We start from the raw sequence: 10,997 nt of genomic DNA on the forward strand, positions 1-10,997 counted from the left end.
ACGGTGTTGACCATATCGAACTGAGAATGTTTGACCTCAATCCGTCTGCACCTCTCGGAATCGATGGCAGAGACCTTGAATTTGCACATCTGCTCATACTGTATCTGCTCTCACAGCCCGATATCTACTTCACTCCCGAATCGCAGGAAAAAGCAGTCAGCGACCATAAAAATGCGGCACTGCTCAATCCCGACGCTGAACTCCTTGAACGTGCCGAAAACGTGCTTGAGGAAATGGAAAAAAATTTCAGCACCAATAAAAAAGCACTTGAAGTAATCGGCTTTGAAAAAGGAAAAATAAGCGGACGTAAGGTCAGTAATTGCTCTGACAGCACTAAACTCTATAAGTAAGGCGGTGACATAAATGTGCGAGCTTCTCGGCTTCACTTCGGCAAGAAATACCGATATATCAGATTATCTGCGGACATTCTTTTCCCACAGTGACAAGAATCCTCACGGCTGGGGAATGATGTACGAAACTGACAGGCGTGAAATACTGAAAGAACCTGTCAGCGCAGAAAAAAGCTCATATCTGTCTGACATCATCGACTATATGCCGCCGCAGAAAGCAGCTCTCGCACATATAAGATTTGCCACCGTGGGAACTATCAGCGAACGCAACTGCCACCCATTCACAGGCACGGATATTTCTGGCAGAGAATGGACTCTTATCCACAACGGAACTATCTTCAGCAGTAGGCATAATCACCGCTATTCTGCTGTACAAACGGGAGATACCGATTCCGAGCGCTTTTTTCTGTCGCTCCTTGACAATATGAATGAGCATATAGCAAGAAGTGTTCCCAATGAGCGTGAGCGCTTCGAGATAGTGAATAAATTCATCGTTGAAAATGCTCCAAGGAACAAGCTCAACCTGATGATATACGACGGTGAGCTTCTCTACGTCCATAAAAATCTGAAAAACACCCTCTGCTTCAAAAGGCTTGATGACGGGCTCATTTTCTCCACCAAGCCCCTTGATGACGGAGTGTGGATACCATTCCCTATGGCACAGGTGATAGCTTACAAAAACGGTCAGGAGGTCCACCGCGGCGACCGCCACAAGGGCACTTTCGTACCGACGCTGGAATACATTACAGCTATGGACGCAATGTATATTTAAGGAGATAATATGGGATATAATTTTTACCGCTGGGAAAACGCCACAGTTCCGCCTATAAACAATGATTTCAAGGGCATAGCTTCTCCGCAGAAGCTCTATGATGCTCTTACGGAAATATGGTGCGAATATACCTGCGCTCCAAGACTGCGTGATAAGTGGAGCAAGGATAATATCACTCTCGGACAATGTTCCATAACAGCATTTCTGGCACAGGACATCTTCGGTGGAAAGGTTTATGGTGTGCTTCGTCCCAAGGGGAATTACCACTGCTACAATGTTGTGGGAGACGTTGTATTCGATCTCACCAGTGAGCAGTTCGGAGATGAAAAGCTGGACTATACCGATAACCCCGAACAACTTCGTGAGGTGCATTTCGCCAAAACCGAAAAGCTTGAGCGGTATGAGTACCTCAAAGCTGAGCTTATAAAATTTCTGGAGAAAAAACATGAGTGCAAATGAACTGAAACAGGCTGTTATCACCGAAAACGAAATTGCTTTTTCACATAAGGGCAACGATTATTTACTTTACGGCTGGGATCAGTGCGACGGCTATGTACTCAGCCTTGAATGTGAGGGCGAGCTTGTATGGCAGTCCGCACCGCAGCCGAAAAAAGCATGCATAGAGGAATTTATCAGCTATTATTCCGAACTATAACCGACTATAGATTTTCGGGATTGGACAGTTGCTGCATTATGCAGTATAATACAATCATCAAATGAAAGGAGTTGTTTCACGATGAAAAAGATATGTTGTTGTTTCTCGCTTAGCAATAGAATATTAGTTCATCGGAGAAACAGCACTTTTGTATTCTGATCATGCGCTGCTGCGCAAATAAACGAACAAAGGGAATGCAGCAAAACAGCTTCCTTTAACAGAAAAGTGTGTTACCGAGTCTGAAATTATGGGCTCGGTATTTTTATGCCGCGAATCCGCCGGAGGTGGCTCCCCTCTGCGTTCCCTATTTTTACGTATTAAGGAGAATTAATTATGAGCAAGTATATTTTTACATCTGAATCCGTTACAGAGGGACACCCCGACAAGGTCGCAGACCGTATCTCTGACTCTATCCTCGACGCTTACCTTGAAAAAGATCCGACAGCGAGAGTAGCCGCAGAGACAGTTCTCAAAAACAACACTGTTATCCTCGCAGGTGAGATAAGCTCCTCTGCTGAGATAGATACAGAAAAAGTAGTCCGTGACGCAATAAATAGTATCGGTTATGACCATGAAGCACTTGGTTTTGACGGTCATACAGCGGAGATAATCAACCTGCTTGACAGGCAGTCTCCCGACATCGCTCAGGGCGTTGACTCTGCACTTGAAGTAAGAGAAGAAAATGGTACAGACATCGGTGCAGGAGATCAGGGCATAATCTTCGGCTACGCTGTAAATGAGACATCCGAGCTGCTTCCGCTGCCAATATCACTGGCACACAGACTTGCATACAGACTTACAGAAGTACGCAGGAACGGCACTCTTTCTTATCTCCGCCCCGACGGCAAAACGCAGGTATCTGTAATTTATGAGGATGACAAGGCTGTAGGCATTGACACTGTACTTATATCAACTCAGCACGATGAAGAAGTATCACAGGAACAGCTCCGCAGCGACCTTTTCGAATATGTGATAAAACCTATTATCCCCGAAAACTGGCTTAATGACGAAGTACGCATACTTGTAAACCCCACAGGCAGATTTGTTATCGGAGGACCTGTCGGCGACAGCGGTCTCACAGGCAGAAAGATCATCGTTGATACCTACGGCGGAGCTGCACATCACGGCGGCGGAGCATTCAGCGGTAAGGACTCCACAAAGGTTGACAGAAGCGCCGCTTATGCCGCAAGATGGGCTGCAAAGAACATCGTAGCCGCAGGACTTGCAGAACGTGCAGAGATACAGCTGGCATACGCTATCGGCGTGGCTGCTCCCGTATCTATTTATGTCAATACATTCGGAACAGGTATTATCCCCGACGAAGATATACAGGCTGCCGTTTCGGAAGTATTTGACTTTACACCAAGCGGAATAATCAGAGAACTTGAACTCAGAAAGCCGGTATTCGCTCAGACTTCAGCATACGGACATTTCGGCAGACCTGATGCTGACTTCACATGGGAACGTACAAACAAAGTATCAGCACTTAAAAAAGCTCTGAATGTTTCAGTGAATGCGTAAGTTTATGATCAGACATAAAAAAGCTTCTTCAGTTACGAAGAAGCTTTTTTCTTTACAGCTTATACTGCATGAAATTATTATTCTTTACGAAGCCGAAATCAGTGTACAGTAAAACACCCATATCCGAAGCGGTTATCTGAACAGTACCGCAGCCGTGTTTTCTTGCCTCATCGACTACCAGTGACAGCAGCTTTTTTGCGATACCCTGTCTTCTGTATGATTTGTCCGTGAACATACTTGACAGAAGCGCTATCTTACCGCTGGGGCAGCCGAAATAAGGCGGCTTTTCAACGATGGATATCCCGCTTGTTCCGATTATTTTTTCATTGTCCAGAGCTATCCACGAAATGAAAGTATTGTCTGCCATATGACGCTGATAGTAATCTTTCAGTGCAGGTCTCAGATCGATATCCTCTTTTGCCCCCTCTTCACGAAGCTGATTTATTCTCATTGTAATAAAAGTTTCAAGTTCTTTATCCGATAATCTTCTGTAAGCGATATTCATAAATGCACCTCATTTCTGTATTTCCCAGTAACCTTTATAGGCGTATCCGTCATGTGTTCCGATCAGAAGATCTTTTGATTTTATAAAGCCGAATTTCTGAACAGCCTTTATCCTTTCCACTGCATAATCGGGGACTTTTGTTATTATCTCATCACAGTTAAACAGTTCAAAAGCAGGCGGAACTATAAGCGATATAATATCGTACAATACGCTTTCTTTCTCATAAGCACTGCCTACGTCGAGGCGCAAAACTCCATCTCCGCTAAAGGCGTCATCGGAGTCGCGGTGAAATAACTCAACAGTGCCTATTGCCTTTGAAGCAGCTTTGTCAATGATCGTGAATCTCACAAACCACTTTGTTTCATACGATGATAACCAGAATTTTATTGCGTCAAGCATTTTCTCTTTCGTGGGATAATAGAAGTTATCTCCGTCACAGTTGTCGCTGTTGAAAAAAGGCAAGGCGTTTTTATCGCTGTAAACCTGCAGCAGATCATCTGCGTCCTGTTCCTCAACAAAGCGCAGCAGATACTTGTCGTCTTCAAAAGCAGGACAATTACTGTAAACATCTGTCATAATATCACCTCAGCGCTTTTCTCATTATTATGGTATTTCCGTTCTCACAAAATGTCACAAATCCGAATTTCTCATACAACTTTATCGGACCCGTAAAAGCTAATGCGTTGTTATGCCCCTGTTTCATGGGGTAAGCCTCAATAAAAGCGTACCCGTCATTTTTTGCGTCTGAGCATACTCGATCAAGCAATGCGGTTGCTATGCCATTTCCGCGGTAATCGGGAGCTATCTCAAAGCAGACCACAGATTTTATCTGTCCTTTTTCCTGACAGCCCACAGGCTTTTCATCGGAAGGCACGTTGTCAAGATCAAACTCTCCTACACGATAATAATTCATTCTGTCATTAGCATTGCACCAGCCTACAACCAAACCGTCAGCAAAAGCCAGATAGCCTTTTATCGTACCTGCTCTCACCATTTTAACAGCTGATTCCCGCAGCGCCCGTTTCCAGTTTTCTGCTCCTCCACCGTATATTTCGGACTTTGCGAATAATTCAGAATCTATCTGTTCCTTGCTCATATTGAACGCATTGCAGTAGCAGGGATAATAAGGTGAACCGTCCGAAAAAGCTCTATTATCAAAAAAGTCAAAGTATACTTCTTCTAATTCTGGAGTTAAGGCTTTTATTTCTATATTCATTCGTTCCATCCTTTCCTGACATCGCCTCATCTGTAATCTTCGGAAACATCCTCAAAAGAACGCTCTCCACGAATATATGCTTCATAGGCGACTTCCGCATCTTTGCCGTGAAATACAGTGCAGATACCACACATATCACAGTCTGCTATACATGGAAATCTTTCTTTGATATAGTTCCTGCGTTCTTTTGCAGTAGAATTTAAAATATCAGGTGCTGTAATCATAAGCAGTCACCTCATTTTATAAGACGATTCTGACGGTATTGTTCCATATATGTCCTGTTGATCTCGCTGATCTCACGTTTTCCGTCAATATAGTCCTGATATATACCGAACGGACTTCCGCCGCCCAGCCAGCATGATGAACAGTTTTCACAGCCTCCGCCGCCACAGTCCAGTGACTCCCTGATGATCTGTTCACGCTCTTCACGAGTTGTATCCTTAATCAGAATTGATCTCATAAAAAAGCCTCCTTTATAGAATTGCTCCTGCTTTAAGCCAGCTCGGCATTGATAGCGTCTTCGTTTTCTGCCATTGCCTGCAAGGTCATGGTAAGCAGCTTGTCAAGCTCCCAGCCGAGCTGATCTGCACCGCGCTCAATTACTTCTCTTGAACAGCCTGCCGCAAATCCTTTGCTCTTATACTTCTTTTTCAGGGATTTAAGCTCCATGTCCTTTGTACTTTTGGACGGACGCATCAGCGCAGCTGCCCAGATGAGACCTGTTAGTTCGTCAGCCGCAAAAAGCACCTTTTCCATTTCATGTATCGGCTCTACTTCAATAGTCACGCCGCAGCCTACGGTTATTCCGTAGCCGTGAGAACATACTGCATGAATGATGTCCTCGCTTACTCCGCCTTCTCTCAGCAGTTCAGGAGCTTTAAGGCAGTGTTCCTCAGGATACAGTTCAAAATCAATGTCATGGAGCAGTCCTACGATACCCCAGTATTCAGCGTTATCTTCATATCCAAGCTCTTTAGCGTACCACTTCATTACCGCCTCCACAGTCAGGGCGTGCTGAATATGGAACGGGTCTTTGTTGTACTTTTTCAAAAGCTCAAAGGCTTCATTTCTTGTTATCATGATCTTTACCTCACTTATACTATTTTTAATATTCTTCTGTTATATAAACAGGCTCATATCAGATTCTTCTCCTGAGCCAATAAAAGTAGCTACACCTCCAAGTTCTACCCCGTCTATCAGTTCTTCCTGATGAATACCCATAATATCCATCGACATCTGGCAGGCTACTATTCTAACACCGTGAGATTTTGCACTTTCAATCAGTTCTTCCAATGAACTGATACCTTTCTTTTTCATTATGCCACGTATCATTTTTGATCCTGCACCACACATATTCATACGTGACAGACCAAGCTTTGCAGTTCCTCTCGGCATCATTGCTCCGAACATTTTTTCAATATAATTCTTTGCGACTTTGACTTTTTTCGGTTTCCGGAGAATATTGAGTCCCCAGAAAGTAAAAAACATAGTTACTTTCCTTCCCATTGCTGCAGCGCCGTTCGCAATTATAAATGCAGCGATAGTCTTATCAAGATCTCCTGAAAAAACAACAAATGTCTTGTCGTTTTTTTCCTTGGCAGATGAATATTCTTTTTTGGTATCCCGTGTGATCTGAGCCTTGATAATACCATTCTCTGTTACAAGGTTATCCAGACGATTTCCTGTCCTGTCACACCAGACACGAATATCTGATGCAAATGCATCTTCTGTGGCTTCAACACATATTGTTTCACCGATAGGCTTATCTCTCAGATAATCTGCAACTTTTACGATCGGTCCGGGACATTTTAAATTCTTTGCATCTATCAGCACAATATTCTTTGAATTTATCCTGTTATCAGAGTTGTCAAATTTTGTTTGAGCTTCCGTCTTTTGAGTTTCTGAGCTTTTATTATGCACAGCAAGAAATGAACGATAGGCATTGTATCCACCGTCCAGTGTGGCTATATCGTATCCGCGATCAGCAAGTATCTCAGCTACCTGCTCACTCCAGTCGCCTTCGCGGCAAAACGCGACCACAGGCTTATTCTTTGGAATGGTATTCAGTTTTGAATATCCACCTGAGAACGGAATATTTATTGCTCCTTCAATCCCACTCACCAATACCTCATCAGGTTCTCGGAGGTCAAGAAGAGTGATATTATTAAAATCCAGTTTAGAAAACTCTTCAACTGTTATATGTTTAAAATTCTCTTGAGTACTCATATTTCGATTCTCCTTAAACATTATCTGCGCATTGCCTTAATGGCTGTAATAAGCCTTTCAAGTCCATCCTGCACCATGCTGTAATGGCTGGCAATGTTCATACGCAAAAAGCCTTCACCGCCGTTTCCGAACTGTGCTCCGTCAGAAAGAAACAATCCTGTCCGTTTGCGTATACTCTGTGCAAGACTGAGCCCATTATCTGTAACAACTCTCGTCCCGTCTATCCAGAGCAAATATGTCGCCTGTGAAGGAATGAGCTTCAGTTCAGGTAATTCCGCCTCTAACCCCGCTCTGACAAGCTGTTTGTTTTCAAAAAGATAATGACGTAAACTATCAAGCCATGCACCGCCCTTTTGAAAAGCTGAAACCGCCGCCTGTACCGCAAATGCATTTGCACCGTCGAGCCTCTGAGAATGCAAGCCTTCTTTTATTCGCCGCCTGATCGTTTTGTCGGGGATTACTATGGCTGAGGTATGCAGTCCTGCAAGATTAAATGCTTTTGTCGGAGAAATACAGGTCACGCTGTTACCGGCATTTTCAGACGCAGCAGCCAGATACGGGACATAATTTATATCGGGATCTGTAATATCACAGTGTATCTCATCAGAGACAACAATAACATCGTTTTTCCTTGCGAGACTGCCAATAGCAGCCAGAACATCTCTGTCCCAGATATTTCCGGTAGGATTATGCGGATTGCTGAGAATAAGCATTTTGGTTCTGCTATTACTTATCTGCCACTCAAGAAGCTTATGATCTATCCGATATTCATTTCCGTCATAGATAAGAGGACATTCAAGTACAGAACGTCCGTTGCTGAGAATACAGTCATAAAAACAGTTGTAAACAGGAGAAAGCAGCACTACATTATCACCGATATTCGTAAGCTCACGAATACAAGTGCATATGGTTGGCAATACACCTGGACTGAACAACATTTGCTGCCTTTCAAACTTCAAATTATGCCGTGACTGCCACCATTCAATATATGCCTGATACCATTCATCAGGCAGAACAGAATAACCGAAAATACCGTTTGTCAGCCTTTTCTGCAATTCCTCAAGTATCTCAGGCGCCGCCAAAAAATCCATGTCCGCCACCCACATAGGCAGCTCATTTTGCAATGTATTCCATTTCAGTGAATTAGTACCGCTACGATCAGTCACATGATCAAAATCAAACTTCATAGGTCATTTGAGACCCCTTTCTATGGAGGTTTTTTCTGTAAAATTGTCAAGCATATTGTAATATGTCGGATAAGCATATATAAACTATGTATTTAATATGATTATATATCGCAGCCAGGGATTTGTCAATAACAAACATATAGAAACACATACGATCAGCAATAAACAGCACCGCAAGCGATATGCCTGCGGTGCTGTCCAACAAAGAGTGTTTATTCAAATTCGTTGAAATGATCTTCCAGTGACTTGTAAATGTCATCTAAACTCTCAGCTAAAATACTGTCAAGAGCCTTTTTGTATATGTCGGTATTGTAGTGAGGTTCGATATCGTAGTCATTTGTGTAGCCGAGATCAATGATAGTATCTTTAAGTGTGAGTGTACCCTTCTTGTCAGGATCGGGACTGGACACACTGTATCCGCCGTAAACCTCAGTGTCAATGAAGTCTTCCTCTATGTCGATGTACTTCTTGACGTCTTTGATAGTCTTGTCGTGATCGGACTGTGTGAAGTGGTATGCCTTGATGAATGCACGTTCAATGGCTATAAAAGTATTGGGAGTGCTGCTGAGAGCCGCTGTCTTTGCGACCTGTCGGCAGCAGGGCTGGTTCTCCAGAGCTTTTTCGTGTGCGCAGTAGTATACTACCTTGTAGCCCTGAGACTTAGCCAGCGAAGCATAGGGCGAGTAAACGGAAGCCGCGTCGATAGAGCTGTTAAGAAGTGCTGCATAAGCGTCCTTCTGACTGTCGAAGTAGACGATATTTACCTTGTCGTCGCCTTCACCAATTTCGATGTTTGCGTTTTTCAGCAGTATCTGGAGCTCTGCGTCCTGTACGCTGTTCTTGACTGAAGCGACATTTCTGCCCTTGAGGATTTCCACGCCTGCCTCGTCCTTGTCAGCAAATTCAGATTTGATAACGTAGCCGTGACCGTTTGTCATCGCACCGCCGAAGATCGACACCTCATGTCCCTGACTCTGGAAAGTGAGTGTGGGAACAGAACCGATGAAAGCCACATCGAGCTTATCGGATTCGATACCGTTTATGAGCTCGGAAGCACTTGAAAACTGAGTGAGAGTAACATTAAGTCCCTCTTCCTTGAAGTAGCCCTCCTCCTGTGCAACGAATGCAAGAAGATGTGCAGTGGAGTTCAGATAGCCGATATTTATGTCGGCCTTTTCGGGAGCTCCTATTTCGACCTTAGCTGCCTCAGTTGCAGCCTCCGAAGCGCTCTCTGCTGATGCGCTTTCAGTTGTGTTCTCAACTGTTGTGGTGCTTGCGGTAGTTGTCTCACTCTTTTCTGAGGAGCTTGATTGATTGAGCCCCGAGCAGCCTGTAAGCAGTGCCGCAGCGGCAATTAAGGATATAAGCCTTGATCTGTTATTATTCATTTTCTTCACCTTTTAACCTTTTCTTTTTATTTTTCTTCATTATCTGATTATTACTTGGCACAACATCGCATTCGCATTGTTCTAAAAATGAATAGTGTATCTCCCATTATCATCACCTCTTGTCTTTTATCTGCATTTATCATATCATACGGAAGCTGCGGTGTCCAATACATGAAATACATTAGTGTTAATAGGAAAAACGTATAAACGGAAAGCTTGAAAAAACGATAATGATATGATAAACTGATACTATCATATTTAACGAGGTGAAAAAAATGAGAATATCCACCAAAGTCGAATTCGGTATCATAGCATTGCTTGATATAGCCTTAAACACAAACAATGAAAACACAGTAAAAGTAAATGCCATATCAAAAAGGAATAATATCTCCGCAAAATATCTTGAACAGATACTTCCGCTGTTAAAGCAGTCAAATCTAATAAGCAGCGTCAAGGGCTCAAGCGGCGGATACAGGATACAGCGTGAGCTTGGGGATATTACTCTGTACGAGATTGTGAACGCCCTTGACAGATCAATACTCGCATCATCGGAGTTCAGCAAGGAGCTTGAACAGAATGCGACCGACGCAATAGAAAAATGCCTGTGGGAGCCCATGACCAGTTACCTTTGTAAATACACGCAAAAGATGACCTTAAAAGATCTCACGGATATGTACTACGAGCGAAAGAACTATAATGATGATATTTCATTTTTTAGCGCACGTATATAATAATAAAGAAAGCACCTGAACTTTTTTTCGGTTCGGGTGCTTTTGTATTAGGCTCGTTTTTTATCAGAAAATCTGATAACAGATCATCAATTATTTGAATTGGAAAACTATGAAAATATATGTGATAATCCCAAATTCAGAAGTTAAAGAAGACAAAACGCCTTCCAAACAACGTAGATACGTTGAAAGGAAAGCGCTTGATTTTTTCTTCAACTTGAAGATTTTGACGTAATGTTTTTTCGTTCCTTGGAAAGTTTTAAAATATGATTCATCTGAGACTTCTTGATGATTTCAAAATCTGTTCTGAAACCAAAGGCTTCATGCAGAGCGTCAGTAAACTGTGTTCTGGTGTAAGCGGGAAGGTAGCCATAGCTCTTGGCCTGGAGGAATTTGTAGTCTCTTAATCCGCTTATTATTTCTTCACATGTATATTTATGCCCGAGCCT

At 43.1% G+C, this 10,997-nt stretch carries 14 protein-coding genes and 2 pseudogenes; 6 read left to right on the forward strand and 10 right to left on the reverse strand.

All coding sequences use genetic code 11. The features are described 5' to 3' along the window. The 5 genes and pseudogenes from J6U00_RS11180 to metK form a co-directional block, all read left to right on the forward strand. Positions 1-350, forward strand: a pseudogene (locus tag J6U00_RS11180) (glutathione synthase); the annotation flags it as partial. A gap of 13 nt (positions 351-363) precedes the next feature. Further along, complete coding sequence (locus J6U00_RS11185) at positions 364-1,122, forward strand: class II glutamine amidotransferase (protein WP_296581890.1); 759 nt, start codon at positions 364-366, stop codon at positions 1,120-1,122. Positions 1,123-1,131: 9 nt separating this feature from the next. Next, the gene (locus J6U00_RS11190) at positions 1,132-1,581 is read left to right on the forward strand and encodes a hypothetical protein (RefSeq protein WP_296581891.1); all 450 of its coding nucleotides are present in this window, start codon (positions 1,132-1,134) and stop codon (positions 1,579-1,581) included. Next, the gene (locus tag J6U00_RS11195; protein WP_296581892.1) at positions 1,568-1,777 is read left to right on the forward strand and encodes a hypothetical protein; all 210 of its coding nucleotides are present in this window, start codon (positions 1,568-1,570) and stop codon (positions 1,775-1,777) included. Before J6U00_RS11190 ends, J6U00_RS11195 begins: the two co-directional genes overlap by 14 nt. A gap of 333 nt (positions 1,778-2,110) precedes the next feature. Beyond that, the gene (metK, locus tag J6U00_RS11200) at positions 2,111-3,298 is read left to right on the forward strand and encodes a methionine adenosyltransferase (RefSeq protein WP_296581894.1); all 1,188 of its coding nucleotides are present in this window, start codon (positions 2,111-2,113) and stop codon (positions 3,296-3,298) included. 52 nt (positions 3,299-3,350) lie between these two features. On the opposite strand, the gene J6U00_RS11205 is transcribed toward metK, so the two are convergent. The 9 genes from J6U00_RS11205 to J6U00_RS11245 all read right to left on the reverse strand — a co-directional run bounded on the left by J6U00_RS11205 (position 3,351) and on the right by J6U00_RS11245 (position 9,820). Then, positions 3,351-3,803 carry a GNAT family N-acetyltransferase gene (locus tag J6U00_RS11205; RefSeq protein WP_296581896.1) on the reverse strand — a complete coding sequence of 151 codons (453 nt, stop codon included), beginning with the start codon at positions 3,801-3,803 and terminating at the stop codon, positions 3,351-3,353. Between the two features lie 9 nt (positions 3,804-3,812). Further along, positions 3,813-4,379 carry a GNAT family protein gene (locus J6U00_RS11210; RefSeq protein ID WP_296581897.1) on the reverse strand — a complete coding sequence of 189 codons (567 nt, stop codon included), beginning with the start codon at positions 4,377-4,379 and terminating at the stop codon, positions 3,813-3,815. Between the two features lie 4 nt (positions 4,380-4,383). Further along, positions 4,384-5,019, reverse strand: a complete 636-nt coding sequence (locus tag J6U00_RS11215) for a GNAT family N-acetyltransferase (RefSeq protein WP_296581899.1) — start codon at positions 5,017-5,019, stop codon at positions 4,384-4,386. A 26-nt stretch (positions 5,020-5,045) separates the two neighbouring features. Next, positions 5,046-5,243, reverse strand: a complete 198-nt coding sequence (locus J6U00_RS11220; RefSeq protein WP_296581900.1) for a hypothetical protein — start codon at positions 5,241-5,243, stop codon at positions 5,046-5,048. Positions 5,244-5,254: 11 nt separating this feature from the next. Next, entirely contained in the window at positions 5,255-5,479 is a 225-nt protein-coding gene (locus J6U00_RS11225; protein WP_296581903.1) for a hypothetical protein, read from the reverse strand. A gap of 32 nt (positions 5,480-5,511) precedes the next feature. Then, on the reverse strand, positions 5,512-6,099 hold the full coding sequence (locus tag J6U00_RS11230) for an HD domain-containing protein (protein WP_296581904.1): 588 nt from the start codon (positions 6,097-6,099) through the stop codon (positions 5,512-5,514). A gap of 39 nt (positions 6,100-6,138) precedes the next feature. Continuing rightward, positions 6,139-7,245, reverse strand: a complete 1,107-nt coding sequence (locus J6U00_RS11235; protein ID WP_296581905.1) for a DsrE/DsrF/DrsH-like family protein — start codon at positions 7,243-7,245, stop codon at positions 6,139-6,141. A 20-nt stretch (positions 7,246-7,265) separates the two neighbouring features. Further along, complete coding sequence (locus tag J6U00_RS11240; protein WP_296581906.1) at positions 7,266-8,432, reverse strand: MalY/PatB family protein; 1,167 nt, start codon at positions 8,430-8,432, stop codon at positions 7,266-7,268. Between the two features lie 212 nt (positions 8,433-8,644). Continuing rightward, on the reverse strand, positions 8,645-9,820 hold the full coding sequence (locus tag J6U00_RS11245; protein WP_296581908.1) for an ABC transporter substrate-binding protein: 1,176 nt from the start codon (positions 9,818-9,820) through the stop codon (positions 8,645-8,647). A gap of 275 nt (positions 9,821-10,095) precedes the next feature. On the opposite strand from J6U00_RS11245, the gene J6U00_RS11250 reads away from it, so the two are divergent. Beyond that, positions 10,096-10,551 (forward strand): Rrf2 family transcriptional regulator, encoded by a 456-nt coding sequence (locus J6U00_RS11250; RefSeq protein WP_296581911.1) that lies wholly within the window; start codon positions 10,096-10,098, stop codon positions 10,549-10,551. Positions 10,552-10,760: 209 nt separating this feature from the next. Here the strand turns inward: J6U00_RS11250 and J6U00_RS11255 are convergent. After that, positions 10,761-10,997, reverse strand: a pseudogene (locus J6U00_RS11255) (transposase); the annotation flags it as partial.

The sequence above is a fragment of the Ruminococcus sp. genome, assembly GCF_017650195.1.
Classification (GTDB): Bacteria; Bacillota; Clostridia; order Oscillospirales; family Ruminococcaceae; genus Ruminococcus.

What these genes read in the sequence shown, in the direction of transcription:
- J6U00_RS11240 (WP_296581906.1), bottom strand. Translation starts at nt 8,432, where the DNA reads ATGAAGTTTGATTTTGATCATGTGACTGATCGTAGCGGTACTAATTCA.
- J6U00_RS11185 (WP_296581890.1), top strand. Translation starts at nt 364, where the DNA reads ATGTGCGAGCTTCTCGGCTTCACTTCGGCAAGAAATACCGATATATCA.
- J6U00_RS11235 (WP_296581905.1), bottom strand. Translation starts at nt 7,245, where the DNA reads ATGAGTACTCAAGAGAATTTTAAACATATAACAGTTGAAGAGTTTTCT.
- J6U00_RS11195 (WP_296581892.1), top strand. Translation starts at nt 1,568, where the DNA reads ATGAGTGCAAATGAACTGAAACAGGCTGTTATCACCGAAAACGAAATT.
- metK (WP_296581894.1), top strand. Translation starts at nt 2,111, where the DNA reads ATGAGCAAGTATATTTTTACATCTGAATCCGTTACAGAGGGACACCCC.
- J6U00_RS11205 (WP_296581896.1), bottom strand. Translation starts at nt 3,803, where the DNA reads ATGAATATCGCTTACAGAAGATTATCGGATAAAGAACTTGAAACTTTT.
- J6U00_RS11245 (WP_296581908.1), bottom strand. Translation starts at nt 9,820, where the DNA reads ATGAATAATAACAGATCAAGGCTTATATCCTTAATTGCCGCTGCGGCA.
- J6U00_RS11225 (WP_296581903.1), bottom strand. Translation starts at nt 5,479, where the DNA reads ATGAGATCAATTCTGATTAAGGATACAACTCGTGAAGAGCGTGAACAG.
- J6U00_RS11230 (WP_296581904.1), bottom strand. Translation starts at nt 6,099, where the DNA reads ATGATAACAAGAAATGAAGCCTTTGAGCTTTTGAAAAAGTACAACAAA.
- J6U00_RS11250 (WP_296581911.1), top strand. Translation starts at nt 10,096, where the DNA reads ATGAGAATATCCACCAAAGTCGAATTCGGTATCATAGCATTGCTTGAT.
- J6U00_RS11215 (WP_296581899.1), bottom strand. Translation starts at nt 5,019, where the DNA reads ATGAATATAGAAATAAAAGCCTTAACTCCAGAATTAGAAGAAGTATAC.
- J6U00_RS11210 (WP_296581897.1), bottom strand. Translation starts at nt 4,379, where the DNA reads ATGACAGATGTTTACAGTAATTGTCCTGCTTTTGAAGACGACAAGTAT.
- J6U00_RS11220 (WP_296581900.1), bottom strand. Translation starts at nt 5,243, where the DNA reads ATGATTACAGCACCTGATATTTTAAATTCTACTGCAAAAGAACGCAGG.
- J6U00_RS11190 (WP_296581891.1), top strand. Translation starts at nt 1,132, where the DNA reads ATGGGATATAATTTTTACCGCTGGGAAAACGCCACAGTTCCGCCTATA.